This window comes from Streptomyces sp. NPDC044106 (assembly GCF_056433985.1).
The window spans coordinates 145,506-166,969 of the sequence record NZ_JBWKFZ010000001.1 but is presented as its reverse complement, the minus strand read 5'-3'; the positions used below and the strand labels follow the sequence as shown (position 1 = coordinate 166,969).

The 21,464-nt window shown below is 70.3% G+C and carries 18 protein-coding genes and 1 pseudogene; 5 read left to right on the top strand and 14 right to left on the bottom strand.

Translation table 11 applies throughout. The features are described 5' to 3' along the window. Positions 1–22 precede the first annotated feature (22 nt). The 4 genes from AC07DI_RS00765 to sodN all read right to left on the bottom strand — a co-directional run bounded on the left by AC07DI_RS00765 (position 23) and on the right by sodN (position 4,690). Entirely contained in the window at positions 23–2,212 is a 2,190-nt protein-coding gene (locus tag AC07DI_RS00765) for a GTP-binding protein (protein WP_478901310.1), read from the bottom strand. Between the two features lie 223 nt (positions 2,213–2,435). After that, positions 2,436–3,215 carry an ANTAR domain-containing protein gene (locus AC07DI_RS00760; RefSeq protein ID WP_384249141.1) on the bottom strand — a complete coding sequence of 260 codons (780 nt, stop codon included), beginning with the start codon at positions 3,213–3,215 and terminating at the stop codon, positions 2,436–2,438. Positions 3,216–3,303: 88 nt separating this feature from the next. Beyond that, complete coding sequence (locus AC07DI_RS00755; RefSeq protein ID WP_478901309.1) at positions 3,304–4,044, bottom strand: GAF and ANTAR domain-containing protein; 741 nt, start codon at positions 4,042–4,044, stop codon at positions 3,304–3,306. A 250-nt stretch (positions 4,045–4,294) separates the two neighbouring features. Beyond that, positions 4,295–4,690, bottom strand: coding sequence for a superoxide dismutase, Ni (gene sodN, locus AC07DI_RS00750; protein WP_164560667.1), 396 nt, complete (start codon positions 4,688–4,690; stop codon positions 4,295–4,297). A gap of 143 nt (positions 4,691–4,833) precedes the next feature. Between sodN and sodX the strand changes: the two genes are divergently transcribed. Continuing rightward, complete coding sequence (gene sodX / locus AC07DI_RS00745; protein ID WP_478901707.1) at positions 4,834–5,268, top strand: nickel-type superoxide dismutase maturation protease; 435 nt, start codon at positions 4,834–4,836, stop codon at positions 5,266–5,268. Here the strand turns inward: sodX and AC07DI_RS00740 are convergent. Further along, on the bottom strand, positions 5,151–5,801 hold the full coding sequence (locus AC07DI_RS00740; RefSeq protein WP_478901308.1) for a CGNR zinc finger domain-containing protein: 651 nt from the start codon (positions 5,799–5,801) through the stop codon (positions 5,151–5,153). The genes sodX and AC07DI_RS00740 overlap by 118 nt on opposite strands. 92 nt (positions 5,802–5,893) lie before the next feature. On the opposite strand from AC07DI_RS00740, the gene AC07DI_RS00735 reads away from it, so the two are divergent. Beyond that, the gene (locus AC07DI_RS00735; protein WP_478901307.1) at positions 5,894–6,679 is read left to right on the top strand and encodes a class I SAM-dependent methyltransferase; all 786 of its coding nucleotides are present in this window, start codon (positions 5,894–5,896) and stop codon (positions 6,677–6,679) included. 118 nt (positions 6,680–6,797) lie between these two features. Here the strand turns inward: AC07DI_RS00735 and AC07DI_RS00730 are convergent, their stop codons facing one another. The 3 genes from AC07DI_RS00730 to AC07DI_RS00720 are packed head-to-tail and all read right to left on the bottom strand — an operon-like array spanning position 6,798 to position 9,497. Next, entirely contained in the window at positions 6,798–7,559 is a 762-nt protein-coding gene (locus AC07DI_RS00730) for an amino acid ABC transporter ATP-binding protein (protein WP_478901306.1), read from the bottom strand. After that, a complete protein-coding gene (locus AC07DI_RS00725; RefSeq protein ID WP_478901304.1) occupies positions 7,556–8,497 on the bottom strand; it encodes an amino acid ABC transporter permease in 942 nt (313 codons plus the stop codon). Before AC07DI_RS00725 ends, AC07DI_RS00730 begins: the two co-directional genes overlap by 4 nt. Positions 8,498–8,540: 43 nt before the next feature. Further along, a complete protein-coding gene (locus AC07DI_RS00720) occupies positions 8,541–9,497 on the bottom strand; it encodes an ABC transporter substrate-binding protein (protein WP_478901303.1) in 957 nt (318 codons plus the stop codon). Positions 9,498–10,184: 687 nt separating this feature from the next. Between AC07DI_RS00720 and AC07DI_RS00715 the strand changes: the two genes are divergently transcribed. Together AC07DI_RS00715 and AC07DI_RS00710 are read left to right on the top strand one after the other, a co-directional pair. Beyond that, the gene (locus AC07DI_RS00715) at positions 10,185–11,405 is read left to right on the top strand and encodes an NAD(P)-dependent malic enzyme (protein WP_384249120.1); all 1,221 of its coding nucleotides are present in this window, start codon (positions 10,185–10,187) and stop codon (positions 11,403–11,405) included. Positions 11,406–11,523: 118 nt separating this feature from the next. After that, positions 11,524–12,486 carry a zinc-binding dehydrogenase gene (locus tag AC07DI_RS00710; RefSeq protein ID WP_478901302.1) on the top strand — a complete coding sequence of 321 codons (963 nt, stop codon included), beginning with the start codon at positions 11,524–11,526 and terminating at the stop codon, positions 12,484–12,486. Here the strand turns inward: AC07DI_RS00710 and AC07DI_RS00705 are convergent. The 3 genes and pseudogenes from AC07DI_RS00705 to AC07DI_RS00695 all read right to left on the bottom strand — a co-directional run. After that, positions 12,442–12,603 (bottom strand): annotated as a pseudogene (locus AC07DI_RS00705) (helix-turn-helix domain-containing protein); the annotation flags it as partial. The gene AC07DI_RS00710 and the pseudogene AC07DI_RS00705 sit on opposite strands and share 45 nt — an antisense overlap. Before the next feature lie 132 nt (positions 12,604–12,735). Beyond that, positions 12,736–13,797, bottom strand: coding sequence for a PadR family transcriptional regulator (locus tag AC07DI_RS00700; protein WP_478901301.1), 1,062 nt, complete (start codon positions 13,795–13,797; stop codon positions 12,736–12,738). 1 nt (position 13,798) lies between these two features. Further along, positions 13,799–14,767 (bottom strand): DUF4097 family beta strand repeat-containing protein, encoded by a 969-nt coding sequence (locus AC07DI_RS00695; protein WP_478901300.1) that lies wholly within the window; start codon positions 14,765–14,767, stop codon positions 13,799–13,801. Positions 14,768–15,013: 246 nt separating this feature from the next. Between AC07DI_RS00695 and AC07DI_RS00690 the strand changes: the two genes are divergently transcribed. Next, the gene (locus AC07DI_RS00690; RefSeq protein ID WP_478901299.1) at positions 15,014–15,853 is read left to right on the top strand and encodes a hypothetical protein; all 840 of its coding nucleotides are present in this window, start codon (positions 15,014–15,016) and stop codon (positions 15,851–15,853) included. A gap of 114 nt (positions 15,854–15,967) precedes the next feature. Here AC07DI_RS00690 and AC07DI_RS00685 read toward each other — a convergent pair whose 3' ends face one another. The 3 genes from AC07DI_RS00685 to AC07DI_RS00675 all read right to left on the bottom strand — a co-directional run bounded on the left by AC07DI_RS00685 (position 15,968) and on the right by AC07DI_RS00675 (position 21,453). After that, positions 15,968–16,150, bottom strand: coding sequence for a DUF6104 family protein (locus tag AC07DI_RS00685; protein WP_003961784.1), 183 nt, complete (start codon positions 16,148–16,150; stop codon positions 15,968–15,970). 132 nt (positions 16,151–16,282) lie between these two features. Beyond that, positions 16,283–20,098, bottom strand: a complete 3,816-nt coding sequence (locus tag AC07DI_RS00680; RefSeq protein ID WP_478901297.1) for a multifunctional oxoglutarate decarboxylase/oxoglutarate dehydrogenase thiamine pyrophosphate-binding subunit/dihydrolipoyllysine-residue succinyltransferase subunit — start codon at positions 20,096–20,098, stop codon at positions 16,283–16,285. A gap of 275 nt (positions 20,099–20,373) precedes the next feature. Continuing rightward, positions 20,374–21,453: a HAMP domain-containing sensor histidine kinase gene (locus AC07DI_RS00675; protein WP_384249105.1), complete on the bottom strand. Its 1,080-nt coding sequence runs from the start codon at positions 21,451–21,453 to the stop codon at positions 20,374–20,376. Between the last annotated feature and the right edge of the window lie 11 nt (positions 21,454–21,464).

Here is a 21,464-nt window from a genome sequence, read left to right as displayed (position 1 = left end):
ACGACCTGACCCAAGGAGGGCGTCAACGCCCCACGGCGCCCTCCCGGCTCCCCCGCGCCGCCCGACTCCCCTGCCCCTCGCGTCCCCCGCCGCTCGTCCGGCGCACCACTCGCAACAGGTACTCCTTGCGGTTGAGCGGGTCGTGGTCCGTCCGCTCGCGCGTCGGGGGCGTGTCGCCGCGTACCGGCTCGTAGTGGTCGAAGGCCGTCTCCAACTCGGCCTCGCCGCGCGTCAGTCCGGGGAGCAGCTGTTCCAGCGCGTGCACGCGCTGCGCGGGAACGTCCCCTTCCAGGCGGTACGACGCCCCGGCCGCCGTCGGCGTGTGCGGGACGGCCCGCAGCCGCGCGAGGGCGGGCAGGACCGCCCCGACCGTGTCGGCGGGCACGTCGAGCCGGAAGCGGTGCATCGGCTCGTACACCGCCGTGCCCGCCGCTCGCAGCGCGTCCATCAGCACGAGCGGCGTCAGGTTCCGGAAGTCTCCCGCGGTGCTCGACATGCTCTTGTCGAAGGTGCCGTGGGCGTGGCTCTGCCGCGGCCAGTACCCGCAGTGCGTCATCGTGACCACGCAGTCGGGGACGCGCCAGCCGTAAAGGCCCTGCCGCAGTGTCTCCCCGACGGTTTCCTCGACGGCACGGAAGAACGCGTACGGCATCGAACCGAGCTCGACGCCGAGCCGGAACAGCACACCGGCGCCGACCGGCGCGGGCTCCACCCGCAGTCCGACCGTGGCGAGGAACGGATTGGGCTCCTTGTCGATGAGCTCGAACGCCGAGCCGGTGCCGACGACCCGTTCCACGCAGATCGTCGTCGTCTCCCGGAAGGCGACGTCGAGCCCGAAGTCCTCGGCGAGCGTCGCCTGGATGACCTCCTTCTGGACTTCGCCGTAGAGCGAGACCGACACCTCCTGGCGGATGTCGTCCTGCCGCAGGTCGATCAGCGGGTCCTGCTCGGCGAGCTGGGTGAGGGCCAGGTGCAGGGCGCCGCGGTCGGCGGGGCGCAGCGGGGAGACGACCGTCTCCAGGGTCGGCGGCGCGAAGAAGTGGGCGCTGGGCCCGACCCCCTCACCCGGCACGCCGATCACGTCCCCGATCCGGATGTCGCCGAGCCCCCAGAGCCTGCCGATCCGCCCCGCCCTGACCTCGGGGCCGCGCACGTCCGTGCCCCGGTCGAAGACGTTGACGGCGGTGACCTTGCCCTCGCGGCGGGTCGCGTGACCGTGCTCCCCGTAGGTCGTGATGTCCAGGCGGTCGCGCGTGCGGACCGTGCCAGAGAACATCCGTACGTACGCGATCTTCTCCCCGGCCGCGCCGCGCTCGACCTTGAAGACGCTCCCGGAGACCGGCCCTTCGGCATCGCCGGGTGAAGAGGGCAGCAACTCCCTGATGCCGTCCATCAGTTCCGCGACTCCCATCCCCGTCACGGCCGAGCCGAAGAACACCGGGTGCACGAGGGCGCGACGGGTCTGACGGGCCAGTTCGGTGCGGAGACGGTCGTAGGAGAGGGACGTCGCGTCGTCGAGGTACGCGGCGAGGAGCGCGTCGTCGTGGCTGGTGAGCAGGTCGGTGAGGCGGGCGGTGTGGCTCTTCGGTCCCGTTCCCGCACGGGGATGCGCGGCGTACGCGGTGAAGTCGGCCTCGCGCGTCCCGAGGCCGGAAACCGTGCCCATCGGGACGATGTCCGGGGTCAGCCGCTCGGCGATGTGCCGCAGGACGCCCTCGTACCGCGCGCCGCGGCGGTCCGCCTTGTTGACGAAGATCAGCGTGGGGATGCGCAGCCGCCGCAGCGTCCGCAGCAGGACGCGGGTCTGCGCCTGGACGCCCTCCACGGCGGAGATCACGAGCACGGCGCCGTCGAGCACGCTCAGGACCCGCTCCACCTCGGCGATGAAGTCCGGGTGGCCGGGGGTGTCGATCAGGTTGACCGTGACGCCGTCGCCGGGCATACCGTCGCCCGCCGTGCCGTCGCCCGGCGTACCGTCCCGCGCGCCCCCTCGCGGCGCCTCGATGACGAAGGAGACGACGGCGGACTTGATGGTGATGCCGCGTTGCCGTTCCAGGGCGAGTGAGTCGGTCCGGGTGTTTCCGTCGTCGACGCGGCCGATCTCGTCGATCACTCCTGCGGCATGCAGGAGCCGCTCGGTCAGGCTGGTCTTACCGGCGTCGATGTGGGCCAGGATGCCCAGGTTCAGAAAGTGCGGAGCACATGAATGCACGTACCGTCATGTCCTTTGCGGAAGTGGGAATTCCTTTCGTGTGGGACATGCACGAACGCCGCATTTCGTCTCCTTCGCAGGTACATCGCTGTTTGCGCCGGGCCCCGCAGGCTCCGGCAGGACCAGTGCAGCAGGGGTCGGCCGGGCGCCGCAAATGGTTTAGCCCGCGCGTACGGCAGGTGCGTATGGCAGGTGCGTACGGCACGTGCGTGGCGGGCGAGGGTCAGGACGGGCCCGTGCCGCCGCCCGCCGTGCCGCCGCCGTCCGTGCCGCCGCTCTCCGCGCCGCCCCCGCCGACGTTGTTGGCGTCCAGACGCAGTCGGCGGGCCAGGACGTCACGGGCGACATCGAGGAGCGGGCGGTCGTGGCTGTAGGCGTAACCGCGCAGCCGGACCAGGGCGTGGTCGCAGTCGGTCTCCAGCTGGGCGGCGAGCATGCCGGTGGCCTGGTGGACCTCGGCGAAGTGCAGGCCGGGATCGTCGAGCAGCGGGGCCTGCGGGAGCCCGGCGTCGGCGGCGGTGGCGATGGCGATCTGCGCGATGGTGTCGGCCAGCCGGAACGCCTCGGTGAGCTGCTCGGTGGTCATTGCGCCGGGACGCGTGCGGTGACCGGTGAGGGCGCCGAGCGAGATGACCCCGATACGCAGCGGGAAGGAGAACACCGCGCGCACGCCGAGACCCTGGATGGCGACGGGCAGACCGGGCCAGCGTTCGGGTGCGAAGGTGGAGCCGTCGCTCACGTCGGGCAGCAGGAGCAGCGCGCCGTGCCGGGCCGCGTCCAGGCTGGGGCCCTGGCCCTGGACCTGCTGGAGGTCCTCAAGGGCGAGCGAGCGTGCCCCGAAGGACTGCACCAGCTCGGCGGGGCCGCCCCCCGGGGACAGCAGCAGGCCGAGACCGTCCAGGCCCAGCATGTCGGCGCAGGCCTCCAGCGGGAGCGGCGCGAGGCCCGGCCCCTTGTGCGAGCTGAGGGCACGCAGGTAGTCGGCCATCACCGGATGGGTCACCGGACACCCTCCGTTCCCGGTGCGGTGGCGTGACTTGGCGGACACGACCCAGGGCCGGCCCACCAGTCAGCGCCGATGGGCCGACGCTTCACGGATCGCGCCTGAGGAGCGAGGCGTCGGCTGTCCCCTGCAGGACCTGGCGGGCGATCTCGGTGAGTCGCATCTGGTGGCTGCGTGCGTAACGGCGCATGAGGGTGAATGCCTCCTCTACGCCGGTGTCGCGACGGTGCGCCAGGTAGCCCTTGGCCTGTTCGATGATGATGCGGCTGTCCAGAGCGGCCTGCAGCTGCGCGGACACCGTCATCTGCTCACTCACCGCCCGCTGTTGCAGGACCCCGATGGTGGCGGTGTCGGCCAGCGCCTGGCCGAGCCGCACCTGGGAGTCGCTGAGCGGCCCCGGGCGGTCCCGGAACAGGTTGAGCGCCCCGATGACCTGGTCGTGCAGCCGCAGCGGCGCGGCCACGACCGAGGTGAATCCCGTCTCGACGGCCCGCGGCGAGAACCGCGGCCACCGCATCCGGGCCGCGGCGGACGCCAGCGGTACGTCGGGGACCTGGTCCCCGGTGCGGTAGCAGTCCCTGCAGGGGCCCTCGTCCCACTCGATGCTGGCGAGCTCGAGCTGACGCGTGCGCTCGTCCGACGCCGCGGCGTCCACCAGCCGTCCGTCCGGAGTGGCGAGCAGTACTCCGGCGGCCGCGACGTCCAGCAGGGCGACGCAGTGCTCGGCGAGCGAGTGCAGGAAACCGATGACGTCGAAATCCTGCACCAGGGTGTCGGCGAGGTCGACGAATGCGGAGGCCAACAGCTCCTCGCGTGGCGGCTCCAGCATGTCCCACCCACCTCCCAGTGATGTGGCTCTACCTTCCCACAGGCTCGCCGCGTCCACCGGCCGTCCAGCGCTCATTCGGCGGTCGTCCGGCAGCCATTCGGCGGCTGTTCGGCGGCGGCCCGCCAAGGGGCCCGACGCAGAACCGCACCCGGCCCGCCATGGGCGCCGTTCTCTTGGCGGTGGGCGGACCGGGTGCGGTCGAAGAGGCGTGACGACCCGCTCAGCAGCAGGTCGACGGCTCGGACGGCGATCAGGCCTTCTTGGTCTCCCAGAAGATCTTGTCGATCTGGGCGATGTAGTCCAGCGCCTTCTGGCCCGTGGCCGGGTCGGTCGAGCCCTTCGCGGCCGAGAGGGCCTTGAGGGTGTCGTTGACCAGCTGGTGCAGCTCCGGGTACTTCTCGAAGTGCGGGGGCTTGAAGTAGTCGCTCCAGAGCACCGAGACGTGGTGCTTGGCGAGCTCGGCGCGCTGTTCCTTGATGACCGTGGCGCGCGCCTGGAAGTGCGCGTCGTCGTTGCCGGCCATCTTCTCCTGCACGGCCTTGACCGACTCCGCCTCGATGCGGGCCTGGGCCGGGTCGTACACACCGCAGGGCAGGTCGCAGTGGGCGCTGACCTTCACCTTGGGGGCAAACAGGCGGGAAAGCATGTGCTGTCCTCCTCGTGATCGTCTTCTCAGGTGGGACATTACTCCGTGAGAGGCGGGTTTTCGCGGGTGCCCCCATGGGCTTAGGACAAAAGTCCAGGGTCAGACTGGGACTGGTGGAGGATAGGACCGGGGAGGTGCCGGTGATGCCGGAGCTGTCGCAGGAGAGCGAGCGCGGGAAGGCCCTTGTGCCGTGGGGCGCGGCGGAGGTGACGGGTCCTTCGATGGTGCCGACGCTGCGGCACGGGGACCGGTTGCTCGTGCGCTGGGGGGCGCGCGTACGTCCGGGTGACGTGGTGATCCTGTGCCATCCCTTCCAGCAGGACCTGCTGGTCGTCAAGCGGGCCGCGGAGCGGCGCGAGGGCGGCTGGTGGGTGCTCGGCGACAACGCCTTCGCGGGCGGGGACAGCACGGACTACGGCGTCGTCCCCGAGGAGCTCGTCCTCGGGAAGGTGCGGTTCCGCTACCGCCCGCCCGCGCCGGGCCGCCGCTCGCCGTTCGCGCTGGTGCGCTGGGCGCTGGGTGCCGTACGGCCGGTGCCGGCGGATCGTTCCGTCTCCAGGCGCTTGCGGGCGCGGTAGGCGGCGACGTTGGCGCGGGTCGCGCAGCGGTCCGAGCAGTAGCGCCGGGAGCGGTTCGTCGACGTGTCGAGGTAGGCGTTGCGGCACGGCGCGGCCTCGCACAGGCCGAGGCGTTCCACGCCGTGCTCGGTGAGGTGGAAGGCGAGGCCCATGGCGGCGATCGCGGCGTACCCCGCCGTCGCGTTCGAGGGGTGGTCCGCCAGGTGCATGTGCCACAGCGGGCGGCCGTCGTCGTCCCGGTGGTCGTGGCCCGAGATCTGCGGGCTGACGGGGAACTCCAGGAGCAGTGAGTTCAGCAGGTCGACCGCGAGCGTCTCGTCGCCGCCGTCCGCCGCCTCGAAGACCGCCCGGAGCCTGCCGCGTACGGAGCGGAAGCGGGTGACGTCGGAGTCGGTCGCGCGGCGGGCCATCTGCGTGCTCGGCCCGAAGAGCTCCCTGATCGCCTCGACGGACGTCAGCGTGTCCGTGTTGCGGCCCGGCTCCTCGCTGTTGACCAGGCGTACGGCGTAGTCCGAGTAATAGGCCAGTTCCACTTGTAGTCCTTACGGGGGCGGGCTAGGGTTCATCTCGTCGGCCGGTAATAGCCGATTGCGGTACCAGGGTATTACGGAGTGGAGGGGTTCTGATGACGGATACGGAGACGGGAACCGAGGCGGGGGCCGCGTCCGGCACCGACTGGCGTGCCTGGCAGGAAAGCTGGGACCGGCAGCAGCAGTGGTACCTGCCCGACCGCGAGGAGCGGTTCCGGATCATGCTCGACATGGTCGAGGCCGTGGTCGGCACCGCGCCGCGCGTCCTCGATCTGGCGTGCGGTACGGGAAGTATTACGGACCGGCTCCTCAAGAGGTTCCCGGAGGCGACGAGCGTCGGCGTCGATCTGGACCCCGCGCTGCTCACCATCGCCGAGGGCACCTTCGCCGGGGACGACCGGGTGACGTTCGTGACGGCCGACCTGAAGGACCCCGACTGGACCGCGGCGCTGCCGCACGACTCGTACGACGCCGTGCTGACGGCGACGGCGCTGCACTGGCTCTACAGCGAGCCGCTGGCCGCGCTCTACGGTCAGGTCGCCGGGATCGTCCGCGACGGCGGCGTCTTCATGAACGCGGACCACATGCCGGATCCGGCGACGCCGCGGCTGAACGCCGCCGAGAGTGCGTATCGCCACGGGCGGATGGAGCGAGTCAAGGCCGAGGGGGTCCTGGACTGGAAGGAGTGGTGGCAGCTCGCCGCCCAGGATCCGGTCCTCGCGGGGCCCACCGCCAAGCGGTTCGAGATCTACGGGGAGCATGCGGACGGGGACACGCCCTCTGCCGAATGGCATGCCCGCACCCTTCGTGAGGCCGGTTTCGCCGAGGCGCGGCCCGTCTGGGCCTCGCCCTCGGACGCGGTGGTTCTTGGTCTCAAGTAGCCGGCCAACACAAGGGGCGGTACGGATCACTGATCCGTGCCGCCCCTTGTGTGCGTTCTCGCGTGCGGGTCCGCCGTGGTTGCCCGCCGCAGTTCCCCGCGCCCCTTACGGGGCGCTCCTACAGCACCTTCGACAGGAACGACTGCGTGCGTTCCTGCTGCGGGTTCGTCAGGACCTCGCGGGGGTGGCCGGATTCGACCACCACGCCCTCGTCCATGAAGACGAGGCTGTCGCCGACCTCACGGGCGAAGCCCATCTCGTGGGTGACGACGACCATCGTCATGCCGGACTCGGCGAGATCGCGCATCACGTCGAGCACGTCGCCGACGAGCTCGGGGTCGAGCGCCGACGTCGGCTCGTCGAAGAGCATCAGCTTCGGGTCCATCGCGAGCGCCCGGGCGATCGCCACCCGCTGCTGCTGGCCGCCGGAGAGCTGTGAGGGGTAGTTGCCCGCCTTGTCACCGAGGCCGACCCGATCGAGGAGCTGCGCGGCCCGCTCCCGCGCCTGCGCCTTGGCAACGCCCTTGACCTGGACCGGCGCCTCCATGACGTTCTCCAGCGCCGTCATGTGCGGGAAGAGGTTGAAGCGCTGGAAGACCATGCCGATATCCCGGCGCTGCAGGGCGACCTCGTGGTCCCTGAGTTCGTACAGCTTGTCGCCCTTCTGGCGGTAGCCGACCAAATTCCCGTCGACGTACAGCCGCCCGGCGTTGATCTTCTCCAGGTGGTTGATGCAGCGCAGGAACGTCGACTTGCCGGAGCCGGAAGGACCGATGAGGCAGAAGACCTCGCCGGACTTGACCTCGAGGTCGATGCCCTTGAGGACCTCGACGTTGCCGAAGGACTTGTGGACGCCTTCGGACTTCACCATGGCGGTCATGCGGTGCCTCCGCGCGGGCTGTTGAGGGACAGCATGTTGGCCTTGATCTTCTGCCAGGGCGTGGCCGGCAGCGAGCGCGACGAACCGCGCGCGTAGTACCGCTCCAGGTAGAACTGACCGATGCTGAGGATCGACGTCATGATGAGGTACCAGCAGGCGGCGAGCAGCAGCGTCTCCACCGTCGCGCCCGACGAGGTGCCGATGTCCTGGGCGTACTTGAGGAGTTCGTAGTACTGGACGGCCGCGACCAGCGACGTCGTCTTCAGCATGTTGATGAACTCGTTGCCGGTCGGCGGCACGACGACACGCATCGCCTGCGGCAGCACGACGCGGCGCAGCGTCTTGTTGTGGCTCATGCCGAGCGCCTGCGCCGCCTCGGTCTGGCCCTCGTCGACCGAGAGCAGGCCGGCGCGGCAGATCTCCGCCATGTACGCGGCCTCGTTGAGGCCGAGGCCGAGCAGTGCCGTCAGCATCGGCGTCATGAAGTCCGACCACTCGTCCTTGTAGACCGGACCGAGGTTGATGTAGTCGAAGACGAAGCCGAGGTTGAACCAGACGAAGAGCTGGACCAGGACCGGCGTACCGCGGAAGAACCAGATGTAGAACCAGGCGATCGACTGGGTCACGGGGTTCTTCGAAAGACGCATGATCGACAGGAGCACACCGCCGACCACGCCGATGAGCATCGACAGGAAGGTGAGGATCAGGGTCTCGCGGACGCCCTTGAGGATGCGCTCGTCGAAGAAGTTGTCGGGGATGGCGCCCCAGTTGATGTCGCCCTGCGCGAAGGCGAAGACGATCGAGGCGAGCACGCCGATCGCCAGGACGGCGGCGATGTAGCGGCCGAAGTGCCGGACCGGGATGGCCTTGATGGCCTCCGCCGGGCGGGCCGCGGGGACGTCGTCCGCCGGGCCCTTCTTGGAGATGTCGGGGGTCACGTGAGGTGGCCTTTCAGCGACGGGGAGGGAGGGAGACGGTGGATCACTTGCCGCCGTTGACCTTGGCTTCCTTGACCGCGCCGTCCTCGACGCCCCACTTCTTGATGATCTTTGCGTACTCGCCGTTCTTGATGATCGCGTCGAGCGCGGCCTTGACGGCGTCCCGCAGCTCGGTGTTCTTCTTGGCGACCGCGATGCCGTACGGGGCGGCCTGGACCTGCTCGCCGACCAGCTCGAAGTCCTTGCCGCCGCCCGAGGTCTTCACCGCGTACGCGGCGACGGGGAAGTCGGACGAACCCGCGTCGGCGCCGCCGGAGCGCAGCCGGGTCTGGGCCTGCTGGTCGTTGTCGAACTGCTCGATCGCGATCTTCTTGCCGCCCTTGCACTTCTTCGACTCGGCCTTGGCCAGGTCGTGCGAGACGGTGCCGCGCTGGACGACGATCTTCTTCCCGCAGAGGTCGGCCCAGGTCTTGATGGACCGGCCCTCGCCCTTGTTGGCGTAGATCGAGACGCCCGCGGTGAAGTAGTCGACGAAGTCGACGCCGGTGCCGACCTTCTTGCCGGTCTCCTCGTCGATGCCTTCCTGGCGGTTCTTCGTGTCGGTCATGGCCGACATCGCGATCTGGTAGCGCTTGGAGCGCAGGCCGCCGAGGAGGGTGTCGAAGGTGCCGTTCTCGAATTCGACCTTCACGCCGAGCTGCTTGCCCAGCGCCTCTCCCAGGTCGGGGTCGATACCCACGGTGTTGCCGGACTTGTCCTTGAATTCGACCGGCGGGTAGGCGATGTCGGACCCGACCTTGAGGACGCCCTTGTCGCGGATGTCCTGGGGGAGCTTGTCGGCGAGCGGGGCGTTGCTGACCGAGTTGCTCTCCTTGTCGTTGGTCTGGTCGCCACAGCCGGAAAGCAGCAGCGTGCCGACGACCGCGAGCGTACCGACCGCCGTAATCCGTGACTTTGCGGACTTGGCTGCGGTCCTACGACAAATGGAGCGTGCGGTCATGGTGGGTCCTCCGGCGGATGAGGGAGTTGCCGATGGGTCGGGCACACACCTTCGGGTGTCGCGACCTCGTGTGATGACGGCATCTTGCCATTCGGACCGTCCGATTCTGGGTGCCGGAGATGTCAAAATCGGATAACGGGCGGGCTTCGAATCGCAACAACCCGGCACGGTGCGGGCGTATGGGGGCGGTATCGAATCAGCGTCAACCAAGAGATATCCGGTGAATCTCGCTATGTGGACCGCTGGAGCGCACTATTCGGAGAATTCGGACATTGGCTGATCGCGGCCCTGAAAGCCCTCCCTTTCCGGTCGGGTGGGCTGATGTCGGAAAAGGGCGGTAAAGGCTGATCATGGGGCTCTTGGGCGCGGAGTGGGCGCGCCGGAGGTGGCACCACGGTGGCACCGCGTGCCGTCGCGCAGGTCACCCGCCCGGCCCAGTGACACTCGTCCCGGCCTCGAGGGACGTCCGCGGAGCATGCTGCAACCAATGTCACTCGCCCGTGTGCACCGCCTTCGGGTACAAAGGTTGGCTACACCCCTCATCCGGGGCCCAGGGCGCGTGTGCGGCGCGCCCGCGTGTCCGTACCTCCCTCCGCCGACAGGCGGAGAACGGACGCGGTGCCCGCCCACTTCTCAACCGGGAGTGGACACCCTCAACTGATGAATAAGACTTAAGGGGTCAGACAAGTGGCAGCGGAGATCGTCAATCCTCGCAGCGACAGCAGTACGGATCACGAAGGCGACGATCTCGTCGATTCCTTCGATCCGGCGTTTGCGCTGCACCGCGGCGGCAAGATGGCCGTGCAGGCCACCGTGCCGGTCCGCGACAAGGACGACCTGTCCCTGGCTTACACGCCCGGCGTCGCGAAGGTGTGCAGCGCGATCGCCGAGCGGCCGGAACTCGTCCACGACTACACGTGGAAATCCAATGTCGTCGCCGTGGTGACCGACGGGACCGCGGTGCTCGGTCTCGGCGACATCGGCGCCGAGGCCTCCCTCCCCGTGATGGAGGGCAAGGCCATTCTCTTCAAGCAGTTCGGCGGCGTGGACGCGGTGCCGATCGCCCTCGCGACGACGGACGCCGACGAAATCGTCGAGACCGTCGTGCGCCTCGCCCCGTCGTTCGGCGGCGTCAACCTGGAGGACATCTCGGCGCCCCGGTGCTTCGAGATCGAGCGCAAGCTGCAGGAGCGCCTGGACATCCCCGTCTTCCACGACGACCAGCACGGCACGGCCGTCGTGACGCTGGCCGCGCTGCGCAACGCGGCGAAGCTGACCGGGCGCACGCTCGGCGAGCTGCGCGCCGTCATTTCCGGCGCGGGCGCGGCCGGGGTCGCCATCGCCAAGTTCCTCCTTGAGGCGGGGCTCGGCGACGTGGCGGTCGCCGACCGCAAGGGCGTCGTGAGCCGCGACCGGGACGACCTCACCCCGGTCAAGCGCGAGCTCGCCGAGCTGACCAACAAGGCCGGGATCAGCGGTTCGCTGGAGGCGGCCCTCAACGGCGCCGACGTGTTCATCGGCGTCTCGGGCGGCACCGTCCCCGAGCCGGCCGTCGCCTCCATGGCGCCGAACTCCTTCGTGTTCGCCATGGCCAACCCGAACCCCGAGGTCCACCCCGACGTCGCGCACAAGTACGCGGCCGTGGTGGCGACCGGACGCTCGGACTACCCGAACCAGATCAACAACGTCCTGGCCTTCCCCGGCATCTTCGCCGGTGCGCTCCAGGTGCGCGCCTCCCGGATCACCGAGGGCATGAAGATCGCCGCGGCCGACGCCCTCGCGGACGTCGTCGGGGACGAGCTCTCCGCGGACTACGTGATCCCCTCGCCGTTCGACGAGCGGGTCGCCCCGGCCGTGACGGCGGCGGTCGCGGCCGCCGCCCGTGCCGAGGGTGTGGCCCGCAGCTGACACCGGGTCCGGGCATCCACCGCGCCCCCTGCCGCGCACCTCGTGCGGCAGGCGGCGCGGCGCGTGTCACAGCCGTACGAGGTTCCGTCCGGGCACCCCTCACGCCTAGGGTCACCTCATGTTCGCTGCCTACGCTGCTCGTATCGACCGTGACCAGCCGCTCAGTGGCCTTGAGTTGGGGGAGCGGCCCGCCCCCGAGGCGCGCTCCGGCTGGTCGACCGTGAACGTCAGGGCCGCCTCCCTCAACCACCACGACCTGTGGTCGCTGCGCGGGGTCGGCCTGGCCGAGGACAAGCTGCCGATGATCCTCGGCTGTGACGCCGCCGGCGTCGACGAGGACGGGAACGAGGTGGTGCTCCACTCCGTCATCGGACAGAGTGGGCACGGCGTCGGCCCTCGTGAGGGCCGCTCCATCCTCACGGAGAAGTACCAGGGCACCTTCGCCGAACGCGTCGCCGTGCCTACCTGGAACGTCCTGCCCAAGCCGAAGGAGCTCTCCTTCGCCGAGGCGGCCTGCCTGCCCACCGCGTGGCTGACCGCGTACCGGATGCTGTTCACCAACGCCGGGGTACGGCCCGGGGACTCGGTCCTCGTGCAGGGCGCGGGCGGCGGAGTCGCCACCGCGGCCATCGTGCTCGGCAAGGCGGCCGGCCTGCGGGTCTTCGCGACGAGCCGGGACGAGGCCAAGCGCAAGAGGGCTCTTGAGCTGGGCGCGGTGGAGGCCGTCGAGGCGGGCGCGCGGCTCCCGGAGCGGGTGGACGCCGTCATCGAGACGGTGGGCGCTGCGACCTGGTCCCATTCGGTCAAGTCTCTGAAGCCGGGCGGCACGCTGGTCATCTCGGGCGCGACCAGCGGCGACCGTCCCTCGCACGCCGAACTCACCCGGATCTTCTTCCTCGAACTGAAGGTGGTCGGCTCGACCATGGGCACCAAGGACGAGCTGGAGGACCTGCTGGCCTTCTGCGCGGCCACGGGGGTACGGCCGGTGATCGACGAGGTGCTGCCCCTGGACCGGGCCCGCGAGGGCTTCGAACGGCTGGCGTCCGGCGAGCAGTTCGGAAAGATCGTCCTGGAGGTCTGAGCCCGTCACCCGCAGACGCGGGCTGCGCACCTGCACGGCCTCCAGCTACTCCACCAGCTTCCGCAGCGCGGCGACGGCTCGCAGGTCGATCCGTGGGTCGCGATCGCCCGCGCGCAGATCGCCACCGCGCGGCGCGACCGGACGAGGTCTCGCGGGCGGGGCCTCCTGCGCGGGCTTGCGGAGCGCTGCCTGGTGCGGTGGGTGTGACTCCGTACCGGTCGGGGTCACACCCATCGCGTGCCGTCGGTGTCAGTGGCTCGGCGTGCGCAGGGTGGCGCCGATGTGTGCCGCTGCCTGGGTCAAGTGGCGGCGGGCCTCGCGGAGTTGGTCCTCCGTGACGCCGTGGTCGCGGGCCGCGTCGCGGATGTCGTCGCGGAAGCGGTCCAGGAGGCGGTCGAGGTCTCTGCCGGGGTCGCCGGTGGAGTCCTCACCGGCCCAGTCGGGGCTGTACTCCACCAGGACGTCCTCGCGGGCGGCGCTGAACTTGGGCCCGGCCCCGGCGGGCGCCTCCTTGGCGGCGGCACCCGGAGTCCCCGCACCCGCCGCGGCACCGAAGTCCCTGCCGAAGTCCCTGCCCAGGCCCACGCCGAAGTCGCCGAACTCCTTGGCCAGTTCCGTCAGGCCCTCTCGTACGCCCGTCGGCCAGTCTCCGCGCGCGAAGTGGTCCTGGACCTGCTCCTGCACCCGCTTGGCGATGCGCTGGACCTTGTCCTGGGCGTCCTTGGCCTGGCGGCGGGCCCGCTGGGCCTCCTCGCGGGCCCGGCGGCTCTCGTCCTTCGCCCGCCTGGCCTGCTCCTTCCATTCCTGCTTGGCCCGCTTGAACTCCTCCTTGGCCTGGCGCCAGCTCTCCTTGTCGCCCAGCGTCCCGTCGAAGAAGTCACCCGGGTCGGGGAACACGGGACCGATCTCCGGGCCGCCCGCGGCACGCGCCTCCTTGGCGGCCGCGCGCATCTCGCGGCGCAGCGCACCGGCCGCCCCCTGGACGCCGTCGCGGATCTCGGCGGCGAGCTCGGCGACCGACTCGCGGATCTCCAGCTCCAGATCGACCAGCTCGCCGCTGCGGTCGGCCAGTTCGGCACGGCCCGCGTCGGTGATGGCGTAGACCTTCCGGCCGCCCTCGGTGGTGTGGGTGACCAGGCCCTCGGCCTCCAGCTTCGCGAGGCGGGGGTAGACGGTGCCTGCCGACGGTGCGTACAGCCCCTGGAAGCGCTCTTCCAGGAGACGGATCACCTCGTAGCCATGGCGGGGGGCCTCGTCGAGCAGCTTGAGCAGGTAGAGCCGGAGGCGGCCGTGGGCGAACACGGGGGGCATGTCAGAGCACCTTCTTGGGGGTCGGGCCATCGGTCGGGCCGCTGGTTGAGCCGTCGGTCGGACCGGCGGTCGGGCCGTCGTCCGAGCTGTCCGTCGGCGTGGGGGCGGAGTCCACCGGGGCGATGTCCAGGGGGACCTCGTCCTCGTCGTATGGATCTTCGTCCTTCCGCGGCCTGCGCAGGAGCGCGATGGACCCGGACACGGTCGTCGCCTTGAGCCGGCCGCGGCCGGCGCCGAGGCGGCCCGTGATGCGCTTGGCGCCCCACTGGCCGCTCACCCGCAGATCCTCGAAGGCGTTCGACACCGATCCGCTCGCCGTGTCCACCTCGACCTCGGCGTCCGCCGGATGCGGCAGCCGGATCGCGATCTCGCCCGAGACGCTGGTCAGGGCGACGTTCGTCGTGCCGTCCGCGGGGTCGAGGTCCACGATCATCGAGCCGCTCACCGAGTCGGCCCGGAGGGAGGGGCCCGCGGCCTCGACCGCGGTGAGGTTGCCGGAGACGGAGTTGTACCGGAGGTCGCCGGTGACACCCTGTGCCTCCACGCTCCCGGAGACCGTGTCCGCGCGGACCGGGCCGGAGAGGCCGAGCAGGGTCGTGTCGCCGGTGACGCCCTTCACCGCGGTGTGCCCCTCGATCCCGGAGATCACCGCGCCCGCGCCGACCACGCCCACTTCGACACGGGCCCCGGCGGGCACGGCCAGCGAGACCACCGCGCTGCGCCGCCAGCCCTTGCGGTCCAGCCACTTGAGGAACCCCTTCCAGGGCAGGTCCTCATAGGCGACCGTGAGGGTCCCGTCCTCCTCGGTCACGCACAGGGGTGGTCCCTCGATCTCGGAGACCTCCAGGCGGGCGGAGTCCTCGTCCGTGCCCACGACGTTCACCGCGCCGTTGACGAGGCGCACGTGCAGTGCGGTCACGGGTGCGTCGAACGTGAGCTTCTGGGGCTCGGCGACGGACCACTCCGACATGAGCTGACCTCCTTGGCGGGCTTCGGCGGGCCGATACGACACGCCATATCGCAATCTCTGCTACTCACGATATATCGCGGATTCGGAGAGTCAAGACACACGGAAGAGTGAACCTCCGCTGTTCCGCTGCCCCGCTGCCCCGCTGCCCTGTGCGCTGCTGCCCTGCCGCGCCGCCGTCCCGCCGCACCGCCTGCCCCAGAACAACACCTATGCGCCGAATGCTCAGATCTGTCCTAGCGTGGAACCATGTCGTCCGACTCTCCCGCCCCCGGCGCTCCCGCGCGCGCCAGGGCCGCCGGCGCACTGCTGCTCTGCCGGGCCGAGCCCGACGCCGTCGAGCCCGCGGCCCAGCTGCTCCGCGAGCGGATGCTCCTCGCGGAGGCGGGCCCCGGCTGGAGCGTGCTGGTGCCCGAGGGCAAGCCGTGGCTGCACGGCGAGGAGCCCGTCGACCGGGTGCTGACCGGGTGGGCCACCGCGCTCGCCGTCGGCGTGGGCTGGCCTGTGCTCGCCCTGTGGTGGGACGGTGACCGGTCCGGCTACACCCTCGCGGCGGGCTTCCGGCGGACCGTCGGGTACGAATGGCTGGCCAACGGCACACCCGTCGGGGAGGACGAGGCGATGCGCACGTTCGCCGCGCGCCTCGGCCTCGACCCGGTACTGGACATGCAGTCCCTGGACACGCTCACCCGGCCCGACACCGCGGCCGACGCACGCGCCAGGATGCTCGGACTCCTCGCCGTCCTCACCCGCACGGGCCTCACCCTGCCCCCGGGGCTCGCTCCCGGTGAACCCGCCGACCGGCTGCGCGAGGTCGCGCGGCGCCGACAGGGGGTGCGGCAGGTCGAGTGGCCCGGCTGGCGGGACGCGGTGCGCGCGGAGCTCGGGGCGGTCGAGAAGAGCCCGCTCGGCCCCTGGGTGCGCGGGCCCAGGGCGCGGACGGTCGCGGCGGCCCAGGTCGCGGTGGGACTGCCGCTCGCGGGGTGGGCGCTGCGGCGGCACAGTGGCGGGTGGACCGCGGCGGCCGCGCTGCTGCTGGCGCAAGGGGCGGCGGGGCTGGCGTACGACCGGATGCGGGCCCGGGACTGAGCGAAGGGGCCGGCCGAGCTGGTCAGGAGGCTCCGTCCTGCCCAGTGACCACGCCTACGGATAGGTCAGCGGACACCCGGACCCCCAGTCCATCACTGTGGACCACGTGTCGGACTACTCGTCCTCGTCCTCGTCGTCGAGCCGCGCCAGCCACGTCGCCAGGCGCTCGACCGGGACCTCGAAGTCGGGGTTGAGGTCCACGAAGGTGCGGAGCTGCTCGGCGAGCCACTCGAAGGTGACCTCCTCCTCGCCGCGCCGCTTCTCCAGCTCCTCGATGCCACGGTCGGTGAAGTACAACTCATGCTCCTGATGCGGACGGATCGTTCCACCTCAGGATAGGCGGCGCCGGGCGGGCCCAGGAACGCCGGAGGGCCCGGCCCCGAGTCATGGAACTCGGGGCCGGGCCCACCTGCGTACGACCGTCGGGGACTACGCCTCGAAGACCTCGGTGATCAGCTGCTCCTGCTCGGCCTGGTGGCGCTTGGCCGAACCGACCGCCGGGGACGAGCCGTGCGGCCGCGAGATGCGGCGCAGGCGCTCGCCGTGCGGGATGTCCGCGCCGACCGCCAGGTCCAGGTGGTCGATGAGGTTGAGGGCGATGAATGGCCATGCGCCCTGGTTCGCCGGCTCCTCCTGCGCCCACAGGTATTTCTCGGCGTTCGGGTACTTGGCGATCTCCGCCTGGAGCTCCGCACCAGGCAGCGGGTAAAGGCGCTCGATGCGGATGAGGGCCGTGTCCGTGGCGCCGCGCTTCTGCCGCTCGGCCTCCAGGTCGTAGTACAGCTTGCCCGCGCAGAAGACGACCTTGCGGACCGCCGCCGCCTCGACGTGGCTGTCACCGATGACCGGGCGGAAGCCGCCCGTCGTGAACTCCTCCGTCTTCGAGGCAGCCGCCTTGAGGCGCAGCATCGACTTCGGGGTGAAGACCACCAGCGGCTTGTGGTGCGGGTTGTGCACCTGCCACCGCAGGAGGTGGAAGTAGTTCGAAGGGAGGGTCGGCATCGCGACCGTCATGTTGTTCTGCGCGCACAGCTGGAGGAAGCGCTCGATGCGGGCGGACGAGTGGTCCGGGCCCTGGCCCTCGTAGCCGTGCGGCAGGAGCAGGGTGACACCGGAGTGCTGGTTCCACTTCTGCTCGGCGGCGGAGATGTACTCGTCCACCACCGTCTGCGCGCCGTTGACGAAGTCACCGAACTGCGCTTCCCACATGACGAGCGACTCGGGGCGGGCCAGCGAGTAGCCGTACTCGAAGCCCATCACCGCGTACTCGGAGAGGAGCGAGTCGTAGACGTTGTAGCGCGCCTGGTCCTCGGAGAGGTACATCAGCGGCGTGTAGTCCTCGCCCGTCGCGCGGTCGATGAGGACCGCGTGGCGCTGGCCGAACGTGCCGCGGCGGGAGTCCTGGCCCGACAGGCGGACCGGGGTGCCCTCCAGGAGCAGCGAGCCGATGGCGAGGGTCTCGCCCATGCCCCAGTCGATCGTGCCCTCTTCGACCATCGTCGCGCGGCGCTGCAGCTGCGGCAGCAGACGCGGGTGGACGGTGACCCGGTCGGGGATGTTGACCTGGGACTCGGCGATCCGCTTGACGACCTCCTGGGAGATCGCGGTCTCGACGTGCACCGGGAACTCGGCCTGCGGCGCGGGCACGTCGGCCTGCGCGGGCTGCGAGACGGCCTCGCGGACCTCGGTGAAGACCTTCTCCAGCTGGCCCTGGAAGTCCTGCAGCGCCTGCTCGGCCTCTTCCAGGGTGATGTCGCCGCGACCGATGAGGGACTCGGTGTAGAGCTTGCGCACCGAGCGCTTCTTGTCGATCAGGTCGTACATCAGCGGCTGGGTGAACGCCGGGTTGTCCGACTCGTTGTGACCGCGGCGGCGGTAGCAGATGAGGTCGATGACGACGTCCTTGTTGAACGCCTGCCGGAACTCGAAGGCAAGGCGGGCAACGCGGACGACGGCCTCGGGGTCGTCGCCGTTCACGTGGAAGATCGGCGCCTCGATCATGCGGGCCACGTCGGTGGCGTACATGGAGGAGCGCGAGGACTCCGGGGCGGCGGTGAAGCCGACCTGGTTGTTGATGACGATGTGGACCGTGCCGCCCGTGCGGTAGCCGCGCAGCTGCGACATGTTGAGCGTCTCGGCGACCACACCCTGGCCCGCGAAGGCCGCGTCACCGTGCAGGGCGACGGGCAGGACCGTGAAGTCCGTGCCGCCCTTGTTGATGATGTCCTGCTTGGCGCGGACGATGCCCTCGATGACCGGGTCGACCGTCTCCAGGTGGGACGGGTTCGCGGCCAGCGAGACCTTGATCTGCTCGCCGTCCAGGCCGGTGAAGGTGCCCTCGGCGCCCAGGTGGTACTTCACGTCGCCGGAGCCGTGCATGGACTTGGGGTCCATGTTGCCCTCGAACTCGCGGAAGATCTGGGCGTACGACTTGCCGACGATGTTGGCGAGGACGTTCAGGCGGCCGCGGTGGGCCATGCCGATGACGACCTCGTCCAGGCGCGACTCGGCGGCGCTGTCGAGCACGGCGTCGAGCAGCGGGATGACGGACTCGCCGCCCTCCAGGGAGAAGCGCTTCTGGCCGACGTACTTCGTCTGCAGGAAGGTCTCGAAGGCCTCCGCGGAGTTCAGCCGGCGCAGGATGCGCAGCTGCTCCTCGCGCTCGGGCTTGGTGGCGTGGGTCCGCTCGATGCGGTCCTGGAGCCACTTGCGCTGCTTCGGGTCCTGGATGTGCATGAACTCGACGCCGGTGGTGCGGCAGTACGAGTCGCGAAGCACGCCGAGGACATCGCGCAGCTTCATCATCGACTTGCCGGCGAAGCCGCCGACCGCGAACTCCCGCTCCAGGTCCCACAGGGTGAGGCCGTGCTCGGTGATGTCCAGGTCGGGGTGCTTGCGCTGCTTGTACTCCAGCGGGTCCGTGTCGGCCATGACGTGGCCGCGGACGCGGTAGGAGTGGATCAGCTCGAAGACGCGGGCGGCCTTCGTGACGTCGTCGTCGTGCGAGGCGTCGATGTCCTTGAGCCAGCGGACCGGCTCGTAGGGGATGCGCAGCGCCTTGAAGATCTCGTCGTAGAACTCGTTCTCACCGAGGAGGAGGTTCGCGACGATCCGCAGGAACTCGCCGGAGGCGGCGCCCTGGATGACCCGGTGGTCGTAGGTCGACGTGAGCGTCATGACCTTGGAGATGCCGAGCTTGTTCAGGGTGTCCTGGGAGGTGCCCTGGAACTCCGCGGGGTAGTCCATGGAGCCGACGCCCATGATGACCGACTGTCCGGGCATCAGACGCGGGACCGAGTGGACGGTGCCGAGGCCGCCGGGGTTGGTCAGGGAGACCGTCACGCCGGTGAAGTCGTCCATGCCCAGCTTGCCCTCGCGGGCGCGGCGGACGATGTCCTCGTAGGCCTGCCAGAACTCGAAGAAGTTCAGGGTCTCGGCCTTCTTGATGCCCGCGACGACGAGCTGGCGGTCGCCGTTGGGCTTCACCAGGTCGATGGCGAGGCCGAAGTTGATGTGCTCCGGCTTGACCAGGGTGGGCTTGCCGTCCTTCTCGACGAAGGAGTAGTTCATCGAGGGCATGGCCTTGATGGCCTGCACCATCGCGTACCCGATGAGGTGCGTGAAGGAGATCTTCCCGCCGCGGGCGCGCTTGAGGTGGTTGTTGATGACGATGCGGTTGTCGAAGAGCAGCTTCACCGGGACCGCGCGGACCGACGTCGCCGTCGGGACCTCGATCGAGGCGTTCATGTTCTTCGCGACGGCGGCGCTCGGGCCGCGCAGCGTCACGTACTCGGGCCCGGACGGGGCCTCGGTCGCGGGCTCCGCCTTGGCGGCGGGCTTCTCGGCCGCGGGCTTGGTCGCCGCGGGCTTGGCTGCCGCGGGGGCCGGAGCGGCTGCCGCGGGCTTCGCGGGAGCTGCCGGAGCCGCGGTGGCGGGCGCGGCCTGGGCCGCGGGCTTCGCCGGGGCGGCGGGTGCGGCCTGGGCGGCGGGAGCACTGGTGTCCGCGGCCCCCGCGGCCGCGTCACCCGCCGGCTTCGCCGGGGCGGCTGCGGAGGCGCCCGCCCCTGGCTTGTAGTCGGCGAAGAAGTCCCACCAGGCTCGGTCGACCGAGTTCGGGTCCTGGAGGTACTGCTGATAGATCTCGTCGACGAGCCACTCGTTGGGACCGAAGGCAGCGGCAGGGTCCTTGCCCTGCCCGTCTTGGTCGGTCGAGATGCTCGAGCTACTGGGGGACTGTGACGACACGGCGGTAACCGCCCTCTTCCGCTTCACAAGGTGATGGACAGCGGAAATAAAGGCTACGCCTCCCAGGGCGTGAGGTGCAGACCGGGCCGGGCATCCGTCGCGTAAGTCACACCGGAGCAATGGTTTCGGCGCGGTAATTGGCGGGAAACAAGCGAGGTTCCGCAACGCCAGATGGCCGCGCGGGTACGTCGGTCGGACGTCTACGCGCGGCGGCGGCCCCCGGGCGCCCCTGAGCAGCCCGGTTCATCGCTTCCGCTTCGAACCCTACGTCAACTTCACGCTTCGGGCAGGCCCGGAAGAGTGACCTGGATCCGGCAACCGCGAGAGGATTCGGCCACCCCGATGTGACCGCCGTGCAGATCCACCGCCCACCGCGCGATGGCGAGGCCGAGCCCCGTGCCGCCGTCGTTGCCGGAGCCCTTGGCCTGGGCGCCCGCGTGGCCGCCGCGGTTGAAGCGCTCGAAGACGCGGTGCCACTCCGACTCCGGGATGCCGGGGCCCTCGTCGAGCACCTCGAGCTCCAGGGACTCGGGGTAGGGGCCGCGCCGGGCCCGTACCGTCACGCGCCCGTGCGGCGGGCTGTGCTTGACCGCGTTGTCGATGAGGTTCGCCACCACTTGGTGGAGCCGCTCCACGTCCGCGTGCGCCGTCAGCTCCGGGGGCGACACGTCGAGGTGCAGATGGACGTCCGTACGGGTGTGGCTGCCGGAGCCCGAAGCGATGCCCGCGCGCGCGGAGGCCACCATGTTGGCCTCCTTCAGGACGCCCGAAAGGTAGGGCCACACCTCGAAGCGGCGCGCCTTGAGCGGCACGACGCCGTTGTCCAGACGGGACAGGTCGAGCAGCGTCTCCACGAGCCGCCCCAGGCGCTCGGTCTGCTTCAGGGCCGTACGCATCGTCTCGGGGTCGGCGGCCGAGACGCCGTCCACGACGTTCTCCAGGACCGCGCGCAGGCCCGCGATGGGCGTGCGCAGCTCGTGCGAGACGTTGGCGACGAGCTCCTTGCGCTGGGTGTCCTGCGCCTCCAGGTCGTCGGCCATGGCGTTGATCGTGGAGGCCACGTCGCCCAGCTCGTCGCGCCGGTCGGCACCGCGCGCCCGGCGCGTGTAGTCGCCGTGCGAGACGGCGCGGGCCACCGCGTTCATCTCGTCCAGCGGCGCGGTGAGGCTGTGCGCCACGAACTGCGTGATGAGCAGGGTGGCGATCACCGAGAAGACGGTGATGAAGCGCAGCTCGGTCTCCGTCTTCATGGCCACGAGGAGCAGACCCGTGGTGATGAACACCGAGACGACCACGAGGGCGCCGAGCTTGGTCTTGATGGAGAAGGGCCGCAGTCCCTGGAAGGGTCCGCTCATCGCGCGACCTG